Origin of the sequence: Bordetella genomosp. 5, assembly GCF_002261475.1 — a bacterium.
Taxonomy (GTDB): Bacteria; Pseudomonadota; Gammaproteobacteria; order Burkholderiales; family Burkholderiaceae_B; genus Bordetella.
The window spans coordinates 333,577-354,517 of sequence record NZ_NEVN01000008.1 but is presented as its reverse complement, the minus strand read 5'-3'; the positions used below and the strand labels follow the sequence as shown (position 1 = coordinate 354,517).

The 20,941-nt window shown below is 66.4% G+C and carries 21 protein-coding genes; 15 read left to right on the top strand and 6 right to left on the bottom strand.

What is annotated here, in order from left to right; genetic code table 11:
- Positions 1-16 precede the first annotated feature (16 nt).
- From phnX to CEK29_RS16125, 3 genes are read left to right on the top strand one after another with little or no spacing between them, the layout of a single operon-like run.
- Positions 17-832, top strand: a complete 816-nt coding sequence (gene phnX, locus CEK29_RS16135; protein ID WP_094858679.1) for a phosphonoacetaldehyde hydrolase — start codon at positions 17-19, stop codon at positions 830-832.
- A gap of 58 nt (positions 833-890) precedes the next feature.
- Positions 891-1,919 carry a putative 2-aminoethylphosphonate ABC transporter substrate-binding protein gene (locus tag CEK29_RS16130; protein ID WP_094858678.1) on the top strand — a complete coding sequence of 343 codons (1,029 nt, stop codon included), beginning with the start codon at positions 891-893 and terminating at the stop codon, positions 1,917-1,919.
- A 55-nt stretch (positions 1,920-1,974) separates the two neighbouring features.
- Positions 1,975-3,102: a TIGR03364 family FAD-dependent oxidoreductase gene (locus CEK29_RS16125; protein WP_094858677.1), complete on the top strand. Its 1,128-nt coding sequence runs from the start codon at positions 1,975-1,977 to the stop codon at positions 3,100-3,102.
- A gap of 79 nt (positions 3,103-3,181) precedes the next feature.
- Here the strand turns inward: CEK29_RS16125 and CEK29_RS16120 are convergent, their stop codons facing one another.
- The 3 genes from CEK29_RS16120 to CEK29_RS16110 form a co-directional block, all read right to left on the bottom strand.
- Positions 3,182-4,333: an aromatic ring-hydroxylating oxygenase subunit alpha gene (locus CEK29_RS16120; protein WP_094858676.1), complete on the bottom strand. Its 1,152-nt coding sequence runs from the start codon at positions 4,331-4,333 to the stop codon at positions 3,182-3,184.
- A gap of 278 nt (positions 4,334-4,611) precedes the next feature.
- Positions 4,612-5,664, bottom strand: a complete 1,053-nt coding sequence (locus CEK29_RS16115; RefSeq protein WP_094802080.1) for an acyltransferase — start codon at positions 5,662-5,664, stop codon at positions 4,612-4,614.
- A 282-nt stretch (positions 5,665-5,946) separates the two neighbouring features.
- Positions 5,947-6,918, bottom strand: a complete 972-nt coding sequence (locus CEK29_RS16110) for a Bug family tripartite tricarboxylate transporter substrate binding protein (RefSeq protein ID WP_094802078.1) — start codon at positions 6,916-6,918, stop codon at positions 5,947-5,949.
- A 193-nt stretch (positions 6,919-7,111) separates the two neighbouring features.
- Here CEK29_RS16110 and CEK29_RS16105 point away from each other — a divergent pair, with 193 nt between their 5' ends.
- The 12 genes from CEK29_RS16105 (at position 7,112) to CEK29_RS16050 (ending at position 17,406) form a co-directional block, all read left to right on the top strand.
- Positions 7,112-7,924, top strand: a complete 813-nt coding sequence (locus tag CEK29_RS16105; RefSeq protein ID WP_094802076.1) for an IclR family transcriptional regulator — start codon at positions 7,112-7,114, stop codon at positions 7,922-7,924.
- A gap of 67 nt (positions 7,925-7,991) precedes the next feature.
- On the top strand, positions 7,992-8,258 hold the full coding sequence (locus tag CEK29_RS16100) for an exodeoxyribonuclease VII small subunit (protein WP_094802074.1): 267 nt from the start codon (positions 7,992-7,994) through the stop codon (positions 8,256-8,258).
- A gap of 8 nt (positions 8,259-8,266) precedes the next feature.
- Positions 8,267-9,178: a polyprenyl synthetase family protein gene (locus tag CEK29_RS16095; RefSeq protein WP_094858675.1), complete on the top strand. Its 912-nt coding sequence runs from the start codon at positions 8,267-8,269 to the stop codon at positions 9,176-9,178.
- A 53-nt stretch (positions 9,179-9,231) separates the two neighbouring features.
- The gene (gene dxs / locus CEK29_RS16090; protein ID WP_094858674.1) at positions 9,232-11,088 is read left to right on the top strand and encodes a 1-deoxy-D-xylulose-5-phosphate synthase; all 1,857 of its coding nucleotides are present in this window, start codon (positions 9,232-9,234) and stop codon (positions 11,086-11,088) included.
- Positions 11,089-11,265: 177 nt separating this feature from the next.
- On the top strand, positions 11,266-12,063 hold the full coding sequence (gene folE2, locus CEK29_RS16085; protein WP_094802068.1) for a GTP cyclohydrolase FolE2: 798 nt from the start codon (positions 11,266-11,268) through the stop codon (positions 12,061-12,063).
- 180 nt (positions 12,064-12,243) lie between these two features.
- Entirely contained in the window at positions 12,244-13,161 is a 918-nt protein-coding gene (locus tag CEK29_RS16080; RefSeq protein WP_094858673.1) for a DUF817 domain-containing protein, read from the top strand.
- A gap of 192 nt (positions 13,162-13,353) precedes the next feature.
- A complete protein-coding gene (gene rpsF, locus CEK29_RS16075; protein ID WP_094802064.1) occupies positions 13,354-13,728 on the top strand; it encodes a 30S ribosomal protein S6 in 375 nt (124 codons plus the stop codon).
- Between the two features lie 138 nt (positions 13,729-13,866).
- Positions 13,867-14,190, top strand: coding sequence for a primosomal replication protein N (priB, locus tag CEK29_RS16070; protein WP_094802063.1), 324 nt, complete (start codon positions 13,867-13,869; stop codon positions 14,188-14,190).
- 75 nt (positions 14,191-14,265) lie between these two features.
- Positions 14,266-14,538 carry a 30S ribosomal protein S18 gene (gene rpsR / locus CEK29_RS16065; protein WP_029579690.1) on the top strand — a complete coding sequence of 91 codons (273 nt, stop codon included), beginning with the start codon at positions 14,266-14,268 and terminating at the stop codon, positions 14,536-14,538.
- Positions 14,539-14,553: 15 nt separating this feature from the next.
- Complete coding sequence (gene rplI / locus CEK29_RS16060; RefSeq protein WP_094802061.1) at positions 14,554-15,009, top strand: 50S ribosomal protein L9; 456 nt, start codon at positions 14,554-14,556, stop codon at positions 15,007-15,009.
- Positions 15,010-15,202: 193 nt separating this feature from the next.
- On the top strand, positions 15,203-16,036 hold the full coding sequence (locus CEK29_RS16055) for an RIO1 family regulatory kinase/ATPase (RefSeq protein WP_094802059.1): 834 nt from the start codon (positions 15,203-15,205) through the stop codon (positions 16,034-16,036).
- Entirely contained in the window at positions 16,033-17,406 is a 1,374-nt protein-coding gene (locus CEK29_RS16050) for a replicative DNA helicase (protein WP_094802057.1), read from the top strand. The genes CEK29_RS16055 and CEK29_RS16050 overlap by 4 nt, the downstream gene beginning before the upstream one ends.
- Positions 17,407-17,469: 63 nt before the next feature.
- Here the strand turns inward: CEK29_RS16050 and CEK29_RS16045 are convergent, their stop codons facing one another.
- From CEK29_RS16045 to pdxA, 3 genes are all read right to left on the bottom strand, one after another.
- The gene (locus CEK29_RS16045) at positions 17,470-18,438 is read right to left on the bottom strand and encodes a bile acid:sodium symporter family protein (protein WP_094802055.1); all 969 of its coding nucleotides are present in this window, start codon (positions 18,436-18,438) and stop codon (positions 17,470-17,472) included.
- A 141-nt stretch (positions 18,439-18,579) separates the two neighbouring features.
- Entirely contained in the window at positions 18,580-19,878 is a 1,299-nt protein-coding gene (locus CEK29_RS16040; protein ID WP_094858672.1) for a UDP-N-acetylglucosamine 1-carboxyvinyltransferase, read from the bottom strand.
- Between the two features lie 32 nt (positions 19,879-19,910).
- Complete coding sequence (pdxA, locus tag CEK29_RS16035; protein ID WP_094858671.1) at positions 19,911-20,909, bottom strand: 4-hydroxythreonine-4-phosphate dehydrogenase PdxA; 999 nt, start codon at positions 20,907-20,909, stop codon at positions 19,911-19,913.
- Positions 20,910-20,941: the final 32 nt, after the last annotated feature.

Here is a 20,941-nt window from a genome sequence, read left to right as displayed (position 1 = left end):
AACTGGACCCGCATTCATGACTGCATATCTTCCCCGGCTCGAGGCCGTGATCTTCGATTGGGCCGGCACGCTCGTGGACTTCGGCTCGTTCGCGCCCACCCGTGTGTTCGTCGAGGCCTTCGCGCAGTTCGGTGTCGCGATCACGCTCGAGCAGGCCCGAGGTCCGATGGGCATGGGCAAGTGGGACCACATCCGCGCCCTCTGCGATGAGCCTGTCATCGGGCGCCAATACGAGGCGCGCTTCGGCAGCCTGCCCGATGATGCCGCGGTGACGTCGATCTACGAGCGCTTCCTGCCGATGCAGCTCGAGAAGGTGGCGCAGTACTCCGACGTGATTCCGGGCGCGCTCGAGACGCTGCGCGCCGTGCGCGAGCGCGGCTTGAAGGTCGGGTCGTGCTCAGGCTATCCGGCGAGCGTGATGCAGCGCGTGCTGGCCCGTGCCGCGCAGGGCGGCATCGCGCCCGACTGCGTGGTGGCCAGCGACGAAGTGCCGCGTGCGCGACCCGCGCCGGCCATGGCCCTGCACAACGTGATCGCGCTCGGCCTCGCCGATGTGGCGGGTTGCGTCAAGGTCGACGACACGGGCGTGGGCATCGAGGAGGGCAGGCGTGCCGGCATGTGGTCGGTGGGCCTGCTGCTCTCGGGCAACGCCGCCGGCCTGACCCTGCAGGACTATCTCGCGCTCGACGCAGCGGGCCGCGAGGCCGCGCGCGAGCGTGCGCGCGCCGTGCTGGCGCCGGCCGCGCCGCATTACCTGATCGACACCGTCGCCGAGCTCCCCGACGTGCTCACCGATATCGCGGCCCGCCTCGCGCGAGGCGAACGCCCCTGATCCCGACGCTTGCAGCCGCACGGCTTCCCCTTTTTGCTTTCTCACCTGGAGCGACTCCATGTACCGGTTTTCCCGCTATTGCCTGCTGACCCTGGCGTTGAGCGCCGCCGCCACCGGCGCCGCCGTGGCCCAGACCACGCTCACCGTCTACACCGCCCTCGAGGCCGACCAGATCAAGGCCTATCAGGCGGCGTTCGAACGCGAGCATCCCGACATCAAGATTCAGTGGGTGCGCGATTCGACCGGCATCATCACGGCCAAGCTGCTGGCCGAAAAGAACAATCCCAAGGCCGACGTCATCTGGGGCCTGGCCGGCACCTCGCTGGGCCTGATGGACAAGGAAGGCATGCTGGAACCCTATGCCCCCAAGGGCCTGGATCAGATCGCGCCGCACATGCGCGACGCCAAGACCGTGCCGGCCTGGGTCGGCATGGATGCCTTCGCCGCGGCCCTCTGCTTCAACACCATCGAAGCCAAAAAGCAGAACCTGCCCGCGCCGACCTCGTGGCAGGACCTGACCAAGCCGGTCTATGCCGGCAAGATCGTGATGCCGAACCCCGCCTCGTCGGGCACCGGGTTCCTGGATGTGAGCGCCTGGCTGCAGATGTTCGGCGAAGAGAAGGGCTGGGCCTACATGGGCGCGCTGCACAAGAACATCGGTTCTTACACGCACTCGGGATCCAAGCCCTGCAACCTGGCGGCCTCGGGCGAGTTTCCGATCGGGGTGTCGTTCGATTACCGCGCCGCCAAGCTCAAGGCCGACGGCGCGCCGATCGAGCCCATCTTCCCGTCGGAAGGCCTGGGCTGGGAAGTGGAAGCCACCGCGATCGTGCGCGGCACCAAGCACGCCGACGCGGCGCGCAAGGTCGCCGATTTTTCGGCCAGCCGGGCGGCCAACGAGCTCTACAAGGCGAATTTCGCCGTGCTCGCCATTCCGTCCGTGGCCACCTCGAATCCGCATCTCCCCGCGGATCTGGCCGCGCGCATGATCAAGAACGACTTCGTCTGGGCCGCGACCGAGCGTGATCGCATCCTCGCCGAGTGGTCGCGTCGTTACGACGGCAAGTCCGAGCCGCGCAAGAAGTGATTTTTCCCGGGCGCACGCGTGCGTGCGCCCCTTTCAACGCAGGACGAGAATTGAGATGAAGACATTCGACGCGATCGTCGTGGGCGGCGGCATGCTGGGCATGGCCCACGCGTGGGCCTGCGCCCGCCGTGGCCTGCGGGTGGCGGTGGTCGAGCGCGCCCGCCAGGCGCATGGCGCCACGATTCGCAACTTCGGTCAGGTGCTCGTGACCGGCCAGGCGCCGGGCGACATGGCGCGGCTCGCGCGGCAGACGCGCGAGCTGTGGCTGGGTCTGGCGCAAGGCGCCGGCTTTCATGTGCGGGCCAACGGCAGCCTGGTCCTGGCGCGCAACGCGCATGAGCAGGACGTGCTGGAGGAGTTTGCCGCCACGCGCCTGCAGGCCGAGGGCTATGCCGCGCAACTCCTGAGCGGTCGTGAGCTGGGCGCGCTGTACGACGGCCGCCTGGACCACCACTGCGCGGCGCTGCGGGGCACCGACGACCTGCAGATCTATTCGCGCGAGGCCTTGCCAGCCATCACCCGGCACCTCGAGCAGGACCTGGGCGTGACCATGATCACGGGCACGCTGGCGCGCCGCGCCGAAGGGGGCGAGGTGCACACGACGGCGGGGGAGCTGCGCGCGCCGCACGTGTTCGTGTGCCCGGGCCACGATTACCTCACGCTGTGGCCCGAGTTGTTCGCGCCGCTGGATCTGGAAGTGTCGCGGCTGCAGATGCTGCGGGTGGCGTTCGCGGGGCAGGGCTTCGCGCTCGATCGCCCCTTGCTGACCGGGCTGTCCTGCGTGCATTACGGCGCCTTCTCGGACCTGCCGAGCGCCGTCCGGCTGCGGCAGGTGTTCGAGGAACGCAGCCCGTTCCTGATGCGCGAGGGGATCCATCTGCTGGTGAGCCCCACGCCGTACGGCGAACTGATCGTGGGCGACTCGCATCGCTATGGCGCCGATGCGCCGCCGTTCAATGACGAGGCGGTCGACGACGCCATGCTGGCGCTCGCCTCGCAGGCACTGGGCGCGCCGCTGCGCGTGCTCGAACGCTGGCAGGGCGTGTACGGTGCGCACGGCCCCGCGCCGTATTCGGTGATGCGGGCCGATGCGCAGACCACGGTGGCGGTCATGCACTCGGGCGTGGGCATGACGGTGGGGCTGGCCTTGGGCGAGAATGCCGTGGCGCAGGTACTGGGTTGAGCGCCGCCAGCGATACCCGAGAAAAACCCCGGCCAACGCACACGCTGGCCGGGGTTGTTCTGGCAGGAAGGAGGGCGTGTCAGGCGCCCGGCTCTTCCATGATGGTGCGATACCACTCGTGGAAGTGCTGCATGCCGTCTTCCATCGGCGACTGATAAGGCCCGGCTTCGTTCACGCCGCGCGTCATCAGGGCCTTGCGGCCGGCATCCATGCGCTCGGCGATCTCGTCGTCTTCGACCGCGGTTTCCATGTAGGCCGCGCGCTGTGCCTCGACGAACTCGCGCTCGAAAGCGACGATTTCTTCGGGGTAATAGAACTCGACCACGTTCACGGTTTCCTGCGGGCTCTTGGGGTAGAGCGTCGAGAGCACCACCACGTGCGGATACAGCTCGATCATGTGGGTCGGGAAATACGTGGCCCACACCGCGCCGAAGTCCGGCGCCTGACCCGCCCGGAAATCGAGCAGGCGATCATGCCACTGGCGATACACATCCGAACCCGGCTGCGCCAGGGCCTGATGCACGCCCACCTTTTGCAGGCTGTACCAGTCGTTGAATTCCCAGCTCAGGTCGTCGCAGGTCACGAAACGGCCCAGGCCCGGATGGAACGGCCCGACGTGGTAATCCTCCAGATAGACCTCGATGAAGGTCTTCCAGTTGTAATTGCACTGGTGTACTTCGACGTGGTCCAGCACGTAGTCGCCGAAATCGAACTCGGGCCGTCCGAAGAGCGGCGCCATGTCGGTGGCGGGGTCGCGCGGACCCTCGAAGAGCAGGCCATGGCAATCGCGCAGCGTGTAGCGCTGCAGATTCATGCAGGGGGTGGACTCGAACTGGGGCGCGCCCAGCAGTTCGCCTTGATTGTTGTACGTCCAGCGGTGCAGGGGGCAGACGATATTGCCCCCGGTGCCTTTCAGCGAACCGCTGTTGTTCACATTGCCACTGACGTTACCTGCCTCGCCTCCCAGCATCAGAGCCTGGCGATGACGACACACATTCGAGATGAGTTCGACGCCTTTCTGGTTGCGAACCAGTATGCGTCCCCCGTTCTCCTGGACCAAAGTCCGCCAATCGCCAATCTCGGGCACGAGTTTTTCGTGGCCGACATAAATGGACGACTGCTTGAAAATGAGTTCTTGCTCGCGGGCAAAGCGGGCTTCGTCAAAATAGGCGCTGACCGGAAGCTGGGTGCGAGCTGGCACCACATGTGCCATCCGACCAATGTCGGTCATGATTCCCTCCGCTCGGATGAAAAAGCCAGGACGGTCAGGGCGCGAGTTTTATCTCTGATATGCCCGTCAGCCGTTCTGGCGCGAAGAAAAATCGGACTGGCCGATCCCAAACCTTGCATTGTACCCGAATACAGGGTTCAGGGGGCCAGGGCGGACGGGCGTAATCCCCGTGAATACTTGCTTTCCGGCGAGCGGGCCGATTATGTACGGTTAGCTTCAGTGCCGGCTGGCGGACCATGGCGCAGCTGCTGTCCGCGCCATTTTCCTGCCCATCAAAACTAGACCAGCTTGCGCGTGAGTTTGTTCCCCCGCAGCAGCCACGCGGTCGCGAGCGACAAGGTGAACACGGCCAGGGCGAGCGCCGGCACGTGCCATGCCTGCGCCTGCGAGGGCGCGCCCACCCGGTGCGCCACGTCCAGAAAGACGGGATGCACGAGGTACACCCCGAACGTCAGCGGCGCCAGGTTGCGCAGCGCCGGCAGGCGGGGATTCGACACGATGCACTGGAAGGCCGCGAGCGACATGAAGGGCACCGTGATGCTGAAGTAATCGTAGAAATACAGATTGAGCGTCTGCGTATCGGAGAAGTGCGCGACGCCCCAGGCCGTCGCCGCGACGCTCAGCGCCAGTACCAGCGCCGGACGCGGGATCCGCAGTTCGCCGTCGAAAATCATGCGGCCCGCCACGAAGTAGCCCAGATACGGCAGGAACCACGTGAGGAAGAAGCCGTGCGGCGCGTTCAGCGCCTGGCGGTAGAGCGCGTCCAGAATGGCCACACTCAGAATGCCGACCACCCACAGGCGGCGCGCCGCCACGCTCGAACGCAGGTACAGGGCGCGCACCAGCGGGGCGAAGAGATACAGCCCCACGATCATGTACAGGTACCAGAGGTGGTAGTAGGGCTCGCCGGCCGCGACCTTGCGCGGCCAGAACGAAAAGTCCACCAGGCCGCCATCCCACCAGTCCAGGGCGCTGCGCCAGGTCAGGAAAAACACGGTCCAGAACAGCAGGGGGGCGCAGATCCGCGCGACACGCCGGCTATAGAAGCTGCGCGCGTCCTGGGGCCGCGAGCCGTCCAGCAATAGCGCGCCGCTCACCATCACGAATACCGGCACGCACCAGCGGGCGGCGGAGTCGTAGAGATTGGCCGCCAGCCAGGCATTGCTGCCGTAATTCGCCGGTTCCGACACGATGGAAGCGGCGCTGTGCAACAGCACGACCGCGAGCGCGGCGAGCCAGCGGGCGGCGTCGAGCCGGGCGTATCGGTCCGCATCCGGCAGCGCGTCGGGACGCGGGGCGGTGCGGGTGAGGGGCGAGGGCGGGTGAACCATGCAGCTCCTGGATGTTGCGTGTCGGCGACACCGAGTCCCGACCATATCAGCGCAACAGGGCCATCCTGTATCGAGCCGTTAGCGGCTGTGTTTGCCCTTGGTCACTGCAAGCCCCGTGCCTGCTGCCAGGGCCCGCGCCGCTCGTTTCCATGTGGTTGCAAAGCGCCGCAATCGTTAACGCATGCGCCCGGCGCGTGCGTGGCGCATAAAAAAAGCCGCCCTGGGCCGGGCGGCGCGGGGCGGCAAAAGAACGGGAAACCGGCGGGTTCCCGCGGAATAGCCTTACTGCAGGACGATGTTGGCCTGCTTGATGAGCTGCGACACGACGGGCTGCTCGGTCTTCATCTTTTGCGTCAGTTCTTCGGCGGTGCCGGTGCGCGGGTCGATGCCCATGTCGAGCATGCGCTTGCGCACGGTTTCGTCCTTGAGCGTGTTCGCCAGGGCGGTCTGCAGGCGCGCCAGCACTTCAGGCGGGGTGCCCTTGGGCGCGACGAAGCTGAACCACGCGCTCATGTCGAACTTGGGGTAACCCTGTTCGGCCAGCGTCGGCAGCTTGGATTGCGAGGCGAGGCGGTTGGGGCTCGTGATGCCGAACACCTTGACCTTGCCGGCGTCGACCTGCGGCATGCCGGTGGCGACCATGTCGAAGAACAGATCCACGTCGCCGCTGATCACCGCCGGCAGGGCCTGGGTAGCGCCCTTGAAGGGCACGTGCAGGATGTCGATGCCGGCCTGTTCCTTGAACAGCTCGCCGGCCAGGTGCGAGGACGTGCCGGGACCGAAGGTGGCGAAGGTCAGCTTGCCGGGGTTCGCCTTGGCGTAAGTGACGACGTCGCTCACGCTGTTGAACGGCTGCTTGGGCGAGGACAGCATCACCAGCGGGCCGATGCCGACCATGCCGATCGGGGCGAAGCTGTCCGGGTCGTACGGCAGCTCTTTATAGAGGAAGCGGTTGGTGACCAGCGTGGAGTTGGTCGCCATCAGGATCGTGTAGCCGTCGGCGTTTTCGCGCGACACATAGGCGGCGCCGATGGAGGTGCCGGCACCCGCCTTGTTTTCGACAATGATCGACTGGCTCAGGTCCTTGGCCATGCGTTCGGCCAGGATGCGCGTGAGCACGTCGGTGGCGCCACCCGCCGGGAACGGCGAGACGACCTTGATGGGGCGGCTCGGATAGGTGTCGGCCTGAGCGGCGCCGACGGCGGCGGCCGAGAGCAGCAGAGCGCTGCAGATCTTGAGCGTGGTGCGGAGCATACTTTTTCCCTTGTGCTGATTGTGCAAAACCCACCGCGAACCGGGGGAGGCAATGCTGTAACTGCGCACGGATAAGGCAAAAGACTGGCGCACTACGGCAAGGCTTTCCAAAACACGGCAGAACGGTTTAAATTCCGGAATACGAAATTTAATTTTGTTAGTTGAAACTAACTATAAAAATCCGAGACGCGAAATGCAACCTTTTTCCGATTCCCCCGGCGGGCCCGCCCGCCGCAAGCGCGCTTCGCTCGAGTCGGGGCGGTCTTCGCCGGAGTTCATCACCGCGCTGGCGCGCGGGCTGGATATTCTGCGCGTCTTCAGTCATGCGGGCGGACCGTTGGGCAATCTGGAGCTCGCGCGCGCCACGGGGCTGCCCAAGCCCACGATCAGCCGCATCACCTACACGCTGATCCAGCTGGGCTACCTGCGCTATCACACGGATACGGGCAAGTATTCGCCCGGCCATGCGGCGCTGGCCCTGGGCTTCGGTCTGCTCGCCGGTCTCGAGGTGCGCGAACTCGCCAAGGCCGACATGACGGCGCTCGCCGCCCAGACCGGCGCGGCCATCGCGCTCGGCACCTTCGACGGCGACGCGATGGTCTACGTCGAGGCGATCCACGGCTCGTCGGCGTTGTATCTGCGCCTGCCGGTGGGGTACCGCGCGAGCCTGGACACCGCGATGGGGCGTGCGCATCTGGCCGGTCTGACGCCGGCGCAGCGCGCGGAGCTGCTCGCGCAGATGGGCGCGCGGGCGCCGGGCAACGAGCTGATCGAGAACGCGCTGGCCGATATGGAGGCCACCGGCTGCTGCTTCGCGATCGGGCAATGGCTCTCCGGCATCAATGCGGCGGCCGTGCCGTTCACCGCGCTGACGGGGGAGGGGCGTTTCGTGCTGAGCTGCGGCGGCCCCGCGTCCCTGCTGTCGGAGCAGACCCTGCGCGAAGAGGTCGCGCCGGCCCTCAGGCAGATCGCCGTGCGGCTCTCGGGGAGCGCTGCCCAGGGGTGAGCGCGCGATTCCCGTACAATTCGGGGATCCAATCGAACAACCCCCTTTTCAGTGCCCGGAGACCCGCTTGGCCTCTACTAAGCAAGCCGATCCGCAGATCGATCCGTCTTCCCTGCCGCAGGATTTCGAAACCGCGCTCGCCGAGCTCGAATCGCTCGTGCAGACCATGGAAAACGGCTCCCTGCCGTTGGAGCAATCGCTGACCGCCTACCGGCGCGGCGTGGCGCTCACGCGCATCTGCCAGGATCGCTTGGCTCAGGCCGAACAGCAGGTCAAGGTCCTCGAGGGCGATTTGCTGCGCCCGCTGGATCCCGCGGCGCTCGACGACGACTGATTGCATCGATGACGCAGAACCATCTCGCTTTTCCTGACTGGCTGTCGGTGCGCGCGCAGCATGTCGAGCACGTGCTCGACGATTTCCTGCCCGCCGCCGACGTCCTGCCCGCGCGGCTGCACGAAGCCATGCGCTATGCGGTGCTCGGGGGCGGCAAGCGTGTGCGCGCCGCCCTGGTGTATGCCGCGGGTCAGGCGGTTCCGGTCTCCGGCAGCGCCGTGGCCGTGAACGCCTCGCTCGATCACGCGGCTGCCGCCGTCGAGCTGATCCACGCCTATTCGCTGGTCCACGACGACCTGCCGTGCATGGACGACGACACGCTGCGCCGTGGCCGTCCGACCACCCACGTGCAATTCGACGAAGCCACGGCGATGCTGGCCGGTGACGCGCTCCAGCCGCTGGCCTTCGAACTGCTGGCCCGCATGCCGATCGCGCCCGCGCTGGTCGCACAGGCCGTGCAGGTGCTGGGCCGCGCCGCGGGCAGCCTGGGCATGGCCGGTGGGCAGGCCATCGATCTGCTGAGCGTGGGCACGGTACTTGCCAGGGATGAGCTCCAGACCATGCACAGCATGAAAACCGGCGCGATGCTGGCCGCCAGCGTGGCATTGGGCGGCATCGTGGCGGGCGCGAGCTCGCAGGCACGGCAGGCGCTCGATGGCTATGCGCAGGCCGTGGGACTGGCGTTCCAGGTGGTCGACGACATCCTCGATGTCACGGCCGACAGCGCCGCCCTGGGCAAGACGCCGGGCAAGGATGCCGACGACAACAAGCCGACTTACGTGTCGCTGCTCGGGCTGGAGGGTGCGCGCGCCTTCGCCGGCGAGTTGCGGCAGACGGCCCTTCAGGCTCTCGGGCCGTTGGGTGATTCGAGTGCGCGCCTGGCCCAGCTGGCCGATTTCATCGTGCTGCGCGACCGCTGAAACCTTATCTGGCCGTGCGCCCTGCGCGCGGCCTCTCGAGACAACCATCAAGCATGACGACTGAATTCCTCGACCGCCTCCAACTTCCGGCCGAACTCCGCGAACTCGATCGCCGTGACCTGCGCAAGGTCGCGCAGGAGCTGCGGGAGTTCGTGCTGGCGTCCGTGTCCAAGACGGGCGGGCACCTGTCCTCCAATCTCGGCACGGTCGAGTTGTCTCTGGCGCTGCATTACGTGTTCGATACGCCGCACGATCGCATCGTCTGGGACGTCGGCCATCAGTCGTATCCGCACAAGATTCTCACCGGCCGCCGCGCCGGGATGGCCAAGCTGCGACAGCAGGGCGGCATTTCGGGATTCCCCAAGCGCAGCGAGTCCGAGTACGACGCGTTCGGCACCGCGCACTCCTCGACCTCGATTTCGGCCGCGCTCGGCATGGCCGTGGCCTCGCGCAACGCGGGCATCGAGCGTCAGCACATCGCGGTGATCGGCGACGGCGCCATGTCGGCGGGTATGGCTTTCGAGGCCATGAACAACGCCGGCGTCACCTCCGACGTCAATCTGCTGGTGATCCTGAACGACAACGACATGTCGATCTCGCCGCCGGTCGGGGCGCTCAACCGCTACCTGGCGCGCCTCATGTCGGGCCGTTTCTACGCAACCGCCAAGAACGTCGGCCGTGCCGTGCTCCAGCACGTGCCGCCGGTGCTCGAGCTGGCGCGCCGCTTCGAGGAGCACGCCAAGGGCATGGTCACGCCCGCCACGCTGTTCGAAGAGTTCGGCTTCAATTATGTCGGCCCCATCGATGGTCACGACCTCGATGCGCTCGTGCCGACGCTGCAGAATCTCAAGGCGCTGCGCGGCCTGCAGTTCCTGCACGTGGTCACCAAGAAAGGCCAGGGCTACAAGCTCGCCGAAGCCGATCCGGTGCTCTATCACGGCCCGGGCAAGTTCGATCCAGCCGTCGGCATCACGCCGGCCAAGACGCCCTCGCGCCGCACCTTCACCCAGGTCTTTGGCCAGTGGCTGTGCGATCAGGCCGAAGCGGATGAACGCCTGGTCGGCATTACGCCGGCCATGCGCGAGGGCAGCGGCATGGTCGAGTTCGAGAAGCGCTTTCCGCTGCGCTATTTCGACGTGGGCATCGCCGAGCAGCACGCCGTCACGTTCGCGGGCGGCCTGGCCTGCGAAAGCCAGAAGCCGGTCGTGGCGATCTACTCCACCTTCCTGCAGCGGGGCTACGACCAGCTGATCCACGACGTGGCCCTGCAGAACCTCGACGTGACGTTCGCGCTGGATCGCGCGGGCCTGGTGGGCGCCGACGGCGCCACCCACGCCGGCAACTACGACATCGCCTTCCTGCGCTGCGTACCGAACATGGTGGTGGCAACGCCGTCCGACGAGCGCGAGACCCGTCTCCTGCTCTCGACCTGTTACCAGTACCCCGGACCGGCTTCGGTGCGCTATCCCCGCGGCGCGGGCTGCGGCGCCGATCCCGGCACCGACCTCGAAACGGTGCCGCTGGGCAAGGGCGTGGTGCGCCGCCAGGGCGAGCGCATCGCGATTCTGGCGTTCGGCACGCTGCTGCAACCCGCGCTGGTTGCGGGCGAGGCGCTGGGCGCCACCGTCGTCGACATGCGCTTCGTCAAGCCGATCGACCGTGAGCTGCTGGCCGAGCTGGCCGCCAGCCATGCGGCTTTCGTCACCGTCGAAGAGGCCGCCATCATGGGCGGCGCCGGCAGCGCCGTGACCGAGGCACTCAACGAGGCCGGCATTACGATGCCGGTGGTTCAGCTCGGACTGCCCGACCAGTTCATCGATCACGGTGAGCAGGGCGCGCTGCTGGCCGGGCTGGGTCTGGATGCCGCCGGCATCGAGGCCTCGATCCGGCGCCGTTTTTCGGATCTGTGAAAACCCGGGCCGGCCCGCGGGCCGGCCGTTTGCCGCATGGACGCAACAGTGTGTCCCGGGCGGCGGCCTACGAATAAAAGGGTTTTCCCCATTCCCGCACCCGGATTGGGTAATAATGGTTCCCCGGTTAGATAACAGGGGGCTGGCTGTATCCCATCCGCCCTGACAGGTAACGACATGAATTCCCCGATCGATTCCGCCATCGTGATGCCCGACATCCAGAGCACGGCGGACACCCGACACATCCCGATCCAGCGCGTCGGCATCCGTGGCGTGCGCCACCCGATGCTGGTCGTCGGCAGCGACGGCGTGGCCCAGCCCACCGTCGCCAACTGGACGCTCACCGTGGCGCTGCCCTCCGAAGAGAAGGGCACCCACATGTCGCGGTTCATCGCGCTGCTCGAGAAGTACCGCACCACGCCCATGACCCCGGCGCTGTTCGCCGACATGTCGCGCGACATGCTGGGCTTGCTCCATGCCGAGCGCGGCGACATCACGGCGTCGTTCCCGTACTTCATCAACAAGTCCGCCCCGGTGTCGGGCGTGCAAAGCCTGCTCGACTACGAGGTCAAGTGGATCGCACGCGCCCAGGGCGACCAGGTCGAGTTCGAGCTGGTGGTGCTGGTGCCGGTCACCAGCCTGTGCCCGTGCTCCAAGGCGATCTCCGAATACGGCGCGCACAACCAGCGCTCGCACGTCACCGTCTCGGCCATTCTGTCGAGCGACATCGCGATGGACGCGGTGATCCGCATGGTCGAAGACGAAGGCTCGTGTGAGCTCTGGGGCCTGCTGAAGCGGCCCGACGAAAAGTACGTCACCGAACGCGCCTACGACAATCCGAAGTTCGTCGAAGACCTGGTGCGCGACGTGGCGGCACGCCTGAAGGCCCATCCGGCCATCGCGCGCTTCACGGTCGAAGCCGAAAACTTCGAATCGATCCACAACCACTCGGCCTATGCCGTGGTCGAGGGTTGAGCTTGTTCTGATGCAGGGCGGGCGCGGTGCCGGGCAGGGCCTGGTAACCGTGCCGGCAGCAGCGGCCGCGGGAGATCCCGCGGCCGTCGTGTTTCCGGAGCGCGGCCGTCGCAGCGCCGGCGGCCCTGAAAAAGCCGGTCCCCCATCCCCATACGCTGACTGACGCTACGGAATTTCACTATGCCGCTGGATCCGGCCGCCCGGGAATGGCCTCTGATCGCGCGTTGGCAGCAACGCGAGGGTGCGTTGGCCGATGCCTTCACGGGCGAGAGCCGATGGCGCACCGCCGTCTACGAGTTCGTGCGATTCGGCGTCAAGCAGGCGTGGGCCTGTCTGTTCGGCGGCCTGATGTGCGCGCTGCTGTTGGCGACCTTCTGGTGGTACCCGCAGGGGGCGGCGCTTGCCCGCTACGACTTCCTGACCCTCGCCGCGATCGCCATTCAGGGCGTGCTGCTCATGACGCGCATGGAAACCTGGGACGAGGCGCGCGTGATCCTGATGTTCCATGTGGTCGGCACCGCCATGGAGATCTTCAAGACGGCGGCCGGTTCCTGGCTCTATCCCGAGGCCAGTCTGCTGCGCCTGGGCGGGGTGCCGCTCTTCACCGGGTTCATGTACGCCGCGGTGGGCAGCTATCTCGCGCGGGTGTGGCGCCTGTTCGATTTCCGCTTCACCCGCCATCCGTCGTTGCGCGCCACGGCATTGCTGTCGCTGGCGATCTACGTGAATTTCTTCTCGCATCACTATGTGCCGGATGCGCGCTGGATCCTGTTCGCCTGGACGGCCTGGCTGTTTCGCGGCACCTGGGTGCACTTCCGGATCTGGCGAGCGCATCGCCGCATGCCGCTGTTGCTCGGCTTTGTGCTGGTGGCGCTCTTCATCTGGTTCGCCGAAAACATCGGCACCTTTGCGCATGCCTGGCGCTATCCCAATCAGGCGGCCGGCTGGCAGCTCGTGTCGCTGGCCAAGCTGGGGTCGTGGTTCCTGCTGATGATCATCAGCTACGTGATGGTGAGCGCGGTGAATCGCCCGCTGCCCTATGGCGGGGCAGGGGCGCGCGAGCCGCAGGGCATGCCGGCGGCGGCCACCGTTTCCTGACCGGGCGGCCTTCGCGCCACGTCAGGTGACGATTTCGGGGACGATTTCCCGGCGGGCTGTGCCTTTTGCTTGCACATCGGCATCCGATGCGCGATAATCGAGGGCTTTCTTGCTCGCTCCATCTTCGATGGCGGGCTGCCCCTTGCGCAGGTTTACATGTTTCCGGCGCAAGACATCCTCAAGGAGTAATACATGCGTCACTACGAAGTAGTGTTTATCGTCCATCCCGACCAAAGCGAGCAAGTGCCCGCCATGGTCGAGCGTTATCAGGCACTCGTGACCGGCCAAAGCGGCACGGTTCACCGCCTGGAAGACTGGGGCCGCCGTCAACTGGCCTACCCGATCCAGAAGCTCGTGAAGGCGCACTACGTCTGCATGAACATCGAGTGCGGCCAAGCCACCCTCGACGAACTCGAGCACTCGTTCCGCTACAACGACGCTGTCCTGCGCCACCTGGTCATCAAGACCAAGAAGGCCGTTACCGCTCCCTCGATCATGATGAAGTCGGTCGAGCGTGAAGAAGCCCGCAAGGCGTCGGCTGAAGCCGCTGCCGTCCAGGCCGAGTAACTGACAATTCAGTGATCACGTCTTGGGCTGATGAAGCTCAGGACAGGCAGGTCCGAGACTGCGATCCGGCAAACGAGCTGATTGGCTTGAATGTCCGGGTGCAAAGTCTGGCGTCAGAGCCCTCCGGAAGCAACAGGCATGAACAAGCTGGTATTGAACGCGCGAGTCCTCGAATGCGACCCGCTGCGCCACACCCCGGCAGGACTGCCCGCTCTGGAGATGCTGCTGGGGCATGAATCGGAAGTGATCGAAGCGGGGCATCCGCGCCGCGTCGAACTGACGATCACCGCAGTGGCTTTGGGTGATATCGCCACGTTGATGGCCAACATCCCGTTAGGGACCGAACTGCAGGTAGAGGGCTTTCTGGCCCCGGCCCGCAAGGATTCGGTAAAGGTCAAGCTGCACTTGCAGCTGGCCCGCAGGTTGAGCGGCAGCGTGGGCAGGGATCCCCTCACGGCTTGAGCGCCAGGCAGGACCAGACAGATTACGGCGATACGGCTTCGGCCGGTCCCGACCCCAAACAAAGAGGCACATATCATGGCTTTCTTCGGAAAACGCAAAGAAAAACGCAAGTTCACGCAGCAGAACCCGCTGTTCAAGCGCCGCAAGTTCTGCCGTTTCACGGCCGCTGGTGTTGAAGAGATCGACTACAAGGATCTCGACACGCTGCGCGACTTCGTGCAAGAAAACGGCAAGATCATTCCGGCTCGTCTGACCGGTACCCGGGCTATCTATCAGCGCCAGCTGGACACCGCTATCAAGCGTGCCCGCTTCCTGGCTCTGCTGCCCTACACCGACAACCACAATTGATCCAGGGGGCCTGACATGCAAGTTATCCTGCTCGAAAAAGTCGTCAACCTGGGCAACCTTGGCGAAGTCGTGCGTGTGCGCGACGGCTATGCCCGTAACTTCCTGATTCCCCAGAAAAAGGCCCGTCGTGCGACCGACGCCGCCCTGAAGGAATTCGAAGCCCGCCGCGCTGAACTGGAAAAGATCCAGGCCGAGAAGCTGGGCGTTGCCCAAGCCCTGGGCGAGCGCCTGAACGGCTACCAGCTCAAGATCTCGCAGAAGGCCGGTGTCGACGGCCGTCTGTTCGGCTCGGTCACCAATGCCGACATCGCCGAAGGTCTGCGCAAGGCTGGTTTCGAAGGCGTCGAGAAGTCGCAGGTTCGCCTGCCCAACGGCCAGCTCAAGGCCGTCGGCGAGTACCCGGTTCAAGTTGCCCTGCACGCTGACGTGCTGGTCGACGTGACCGTCCTGGTCGAAGGCGAAATGGCCTAAAGCCATTGCCCGCACAGGCATGAAAAAAGCCGGCCTCGTGCCGGCTTTTTTTCTGTCCCGCGCGGCGCGCGCAGGGCGCCCGCAACCGCGCCGGCGCCGCGCGACGTGCTTTCATCCGCATGGCGGATAATGCGGGATTCCGCATACGGCAGCACCTGCCCCCGGTGCGCCCTTGACGTTTCAGAGGATTGGTTTGACACAGTCGCCACTACACCAGAATGCGCCGCCCGGCCTGCGTGCCTGGCTGGAAAGCGCCGAAGCGGCGCGGGTGAAGTCGGTCAAGGAAGTGACCATCGACGGCGTGCGTTGCGTCGTCAAACGGCGCCGGCCCAGCGTGATGCGCGGCCTGAGCTACGTGCTGCGATATCTGCGCGCCTTTTTGCTCGGGCTGGGCTGCAAGATCCTGCTGGGCGAGTTTCCGCGCCCCGGCGTGCTGCTGCGCAACGGCCTGGAATACGAAGCCCAGCGCCTGCGCCGCCTGCTGCAGACCGGTTGCCGCGTCCCCGAGGTGTGGTGGCAGGAGCCCGGCACCGTCGTGCTCGAATACGTGGGTGAATCGCTGCCGCCGCTGCTGCGCCAGGCCGACACGGCCGAGCGCCTGCGCCTGACCCGCATGCTGGCCGCGGATCTGGCGGCTTTCCATGTGCGCGGACTCTGGCACGGCGGCGCCCAGGTGCGCAACGTCACGATGCGCGACGGCCTGCTCTGGCGCATCGATTTCGAAGAGAACATCGGCGGGGCGCTGTCCCTGCCCCTGGCGCAGGCCTATGATCTGTACCAGACCCTGAACTCGGTCATCGCGCTCGGGCGCATCCCCGACGCCGACCGCCCAGTCATGGGTAAACTGATTCTCGAAACCTATTTCGACGTCAATCCCGATCCCGCCGTGCGCGCCGCGCTGAACCGCCTCGCCCGCATCATCTGCGGCCTGGCTCGCGTGCTGCAGCCCCTGGCCGGCAAGATTCCCGGCAGCGACGTCCGTGCTTTTTTCCGGGTGGCCGACACCCTGAGGTCTTTTCTGCGATGAATACCCCTGCCGACAAGCAGCTCGAATATCTGCGTGTGCCGCCTCACTCGATCGAGGCCGAGCAATCGGTGCTGGGCGGGCTGTTGCTGGACAACGCCGCCTGGGACCGCATTGCCGACGTCCTGACCGAAGAGGACTTCTACCGTCATGACCACCGCCTGATCTGGCAGTCGATCGCCAAGCTGATCTCGCTGGCGCGTCCCGCCGACGTGATCACGGTCAATGAGGCGCTCACCACGGCCGGCAAGTCCGAGGACGTGGGCGGCCTGGCCTACCTGAACGCCCTGGCGCACAACACCCCGTCGGCCGCCAACATCCGCCGCTACGCCGAGATCGTGAGCGAGCGCGCCACGCTGCGCAAGCTCGTGACGGTGGCCGACGAAATCGCCGCCGGCGCGCTCAACCCGCAAGGCAAGGAAGCACGGCAGCTGCTCGACGAGGCCGAGTCCAAGGTCTTCAAGATCGCCCAGGAAGGCGACAAGGGCGGCGGCGGCTTCAAGGAAATCCAGCCGCTGCTCACGCAGGTGGTCGAGCGTATCGACGAGCTCTATCACCGCGACAGCGACTCCGACGTGACCGGCGTGCCCACGGGCTTTGCCGATCTCGACAAGATGACCTCCGGCCTGCAGGGCGGCGACCTCGTCATCGTGGCGGGCCGTCCGTCCATGGGCAAGACCTCGTTCTCGATGAACATCGGCGAACACGTCGCCATCGAGCAGGGCCTGCCCGTGGCCGTGTTCTCGATGGAAATGGGCGCGGTGCAGCTGGCCATGCGTATGCTGGGCTCGGTCGGCATGCTCGACCAGCACCGGATGCGTACCGGCAAACTGATTGCCGAAGACTGGCCCCGCGTCACGCACGCGGTGCAGCTGATGCAGGACGCCCAGGTCTACATCGACGAAACGCCGGCACTGAGCTCGATGGAAGTGCGCGCGCGCTGCCGTCGTCTGGCGCGCCAGTGCGGTCAGCTCGGTCTCATCATCATCGACTACCTCCAGCTGATGTCGGCCAACTCGGCGGGCGAGAACCGCGCTACCGAAGTGTCCGAAATCTCGCGTTCGCTGAAGGGCCTGGCCAAAGAGCTGAACTGCCCGCTGATCGCGCTGTCGCAGCTCAACCGAAGCCTCGAGCAGCGTCCGAACAAGCGTCCCGTGATGTCCGACCTGCGCGAATCGGGCGCCATCGAACAGGATGCGGACTTGATCCTGTTCATCTACCGCGACGAGGTCTACAACCCCGATTCGCCGGACAAGGGCTCGGCCGAGATTATCATCGGCAAGCAGCGTAACGGCCCGATCGGCACCGTGCGCCTGACCTTCCAGGGGATGAGCACGCGCTTCCTCAACTACACCGCGCAGCCGCAGTACTGAGCGCAGGCGCTACCCAAAACAAAACGGCCCCGCGGGGCCGTTTTGCATGGGGCGCCGGAGATGTCACTCCGGGCGGCGCGCGTAGCGCGAGGCGAGCACCGCGCACACCATCAGCTGGATCTGGTGAAACAGCATCAACGGCAGCACGATGGCGCCGACGGCCTGGCCGGCGAAGATGACCTGGGCCATCGGAATGCCGCTCGCCAGGCTCTTCTTGGAGCCGCAGAAGAGCAGGGTGATGCGATCGGCGACGTCGAAGCCGAACAGCTTGCCCATCAGTTGCGAGCCCAGCAGCGCCAGCGCCAGGATGATGGCGCAGCAGGCCAGCAGGCCGAGCAGGGCGGGCACGGGCGTGTTCTGCCACAGGCCTTCGTTCACGGCCTCGGAGAACGCCGTGTACACCACCAGCAGGATCGAGCCCTGGTCGACCCATTTCAGCATCGACTTGCGGCGGTGGACCCAGGCGCCGATCCAGGGGCGCAGCAGCTGGCCCAGCACGAAGGGCAGCAGCAGCTGCAGCATGATCTTGCCGACGGCATCGAAGGAGATCGGCGCGGCCGCCGTGCTGGCGACCACCGTGCCCACGAGCAGCGGCGTGATGAAGATGCCGAGCAGGCTCGAGGCCGACGCACTGCATACCGCGGCCGGCACGTTGCCGCGCGCCATCGAGGTGAACGCGATCGCGGATTGCACCGTGGCCGGCAGGCAGCACAGGAACAGGATGCCGAGATAGAGCTCGGGCGTCACCAGCGGCTCGAGCACGGGCTTGAGCGCCACGCCCAGCAACGGAAACATCAGGAACGTCGCCGAGAAGATCGTCAGGTGCAGCCGCCAGTGCGTGACGCCGGCGACGATGGCGTCGCGCGAGAGTCGTGCGCCGTGCAGGAAGAACAGCAGGGCGACCGCGATGTTGGTGATCCACCCGAAGATCTCGATGCCCTGGCCGTGCGCGGGCAGCAGGCTGGCGATGATGACGGTGGTGACGAGGAGCAGGGTGAAGCGGTCGGGCAGAAAGCGGGCGAGGCGGGACATGGGGCAAGCGTGAGGTTGGACCGATGAAGCGCCGCTATTGTAGACCTCGTTGCAAGGTCTGTCGGTCAGTTTGTATTCAGGTCTGCGGACAGGCGGACATCGTGCGGGCGCGCCACGGCGCCCGCACGATGACAGGAGGCGTCAGTCTTCGGCCGTCCACTCCACATCCGCGCCGAGTGCCCGGAGGTTTTCGACGAAGTGCGGGTGGGCGCGGCGGATCGGGGCGGCATAGCGGATCTCCGATCGCCCGCTGATGCTGGCCGCCACCATGAACAGCGCGATGGCCACGCGAATGATGTAGGGGCTTTCGACCACCGCGGGCGTGAGCGGCCCGCCGCCGAACGTGATCAGGCGATGCGGATCCGACTGGAACACGTGAGCGCCGAACTTGCCGAGCTCGGTGGACCAGCCCAGCGCGCCGTCGTAGACCTTGTTCCAGAACATCGCGTTGCCCTGTGCCCGCACGCCCAGCGCAATGAAGATGGGCAGCAGATCGACCGGCACGTACGGCCACGGCGCCGCCTCGACCTTGGTCAGCACGTTGCTCGTGAACGGCGTCTGCACCTTGAGCGGGCCATCGCGCAGCGCGCGCGACCAGCCGTTTTCGTGGACGATCTTCACGCCGAACTTGGCGAACGTGCGATCGATCAGCGGGAAGTCTTCGGGCGTGGTGTTGCGCACGACGACGTCGCCGCCGGTGATCGCGCCCAGCGCCAGGAAGGTGGTGATCTCGTGGAAGTCTTCGGCGAAGCGGAACTCTCCGCCCTTGAAGGGCTGGCCGCCATGCACCGTGAGGCGCGACGTGCCCAGGCCCTCGATGCGCACGCCGATGAGCGTCATGAAGCGGCAGAACTCCTGCACGTGGGGCTCGGAGGCGGCGTTCGTGAGCGTGGACGCGCCGCTCGCGGCGGCCGCGCACAGCACGAAGTTTTCAGTGGTGGTGACGGAGGCGTAGTCGAGCCAGTGATCGGTGGGCGTGAGGCGCGCGCCGCGCACCAGCAACGAGCCTTCGGCGCGCTCGACTTCACCGCCGAAACGGCGGAACACTTCGACGTGCGGATCGATCTCGCGCACGCCCAGCGTGCAGCCCTTGACGTTGTCTTCGAGGCGCGCCACGCTGAAGCGGGCGAGCAGCGGCGGCACCAGCATGATGGAGGAGCGCATCTCCTCCGGCAGGCGATGGCGGCTGGCGTCGAACGTGGTGGCGTGATGGTGCAGATCCAGCGTGCGCGTCACGGGATCGAGCTTCACGTCGCTGCCCAGCGTGCGGAAGATCTCGAGAATCTTGCGCACGTCGGTGATGTCGGGCACGCCATGCAGCCGCAGCGGCGCATCGGTGAGCAGGGTGGCGCACAGGATCGGCAGCACCGCGTTCTTGTTGGCCGACGGATGGATTTCGCCGCGTAGCGGGGTGCCGCCGTGAACGATGAGACTGGACATGATGATGAGTGTTCTGAAGTCGGGGGTGAGGCTCAGGGCGTCATGGACAGGGCCAGGTCGAACGCGGCCACCAGCGACGCCGGATCGGCGATGCCCTGGCCGGCGATGTCGAAGGCGGTGCCGTGATCGACGCTCGTGCGCACGAAGGGCAGGCCGACGGTGACGTTGACACCGTGGTCGATGCCCAGATACTTGACCGGGATCAGGCCCTGGTCATGGTACTGGGCGACCACGATATCGAACTCGCCGCGGCGTGCCCGCATGAAAATGGTGTCGCCGGGCCAGGGGCCGGAGGCATCCAGGCCCTCGGCCCGCGCCTGCGCCACGGCCGGCGCGATGATATCGATGTCTTCGCGGCCGAACTTGCCGTCTTCGCCGGCATGCGGATTCAGGCCGGCCACGGCCACGCGTGGACGGGCGATGCCCATCTGGCGGCAGGCGCGATCGGCCAGCCGGATCGCGCCCAGCTCGGACTCGGGCGTGATGAGCGCCATCACGTCGGCGAGCGCGACGTGAATCGTGACCAGCAGCACGCGCAGCTCGTCGTTGGCCAGCATCATGGCGAACTGGCGGGTCTGTGAGCGTTCGGCCAGGATTTCGGTGTGACCCGGCTGGTCGATGCCGGCCAGGTGCATCGAGTGCTTGTTCAGGGGCGCGGTCACGATTGCCCGGATCGTGCCTGCCTGCGCCGCGTCGATGGCCGCGCAGAGATAGTCGTAGGCGGCCTGGCCGGCGGCGGCGTTGACCTTGCCCAAGGGCAGGTCGGCCGCCAGCGGCGCGCCGGTGCGGACCACGTCGATGCTTCCGGCGTCCGGCCGGGCCTCGCGCGCGTCGTCGATCTCGCGGACCGCCAGCCTTGCGCCCAGCGCCTCGATCGTCCGGCGCAGCACACCGGCATCGCCGTAGACCACCACCGGCGCGCCCAACCCCTGGGCGCAGGCCTTGACGATGATCTCCGGGCCGATGCCGGCGGCGTCGCCCATGGTGATGCCCACGGGCAGGGCGGAGGAAGCGGGAGCGGATTCGGTCATGGAGGGGCGGGAGGAGCGGCAGGCGTAACCGT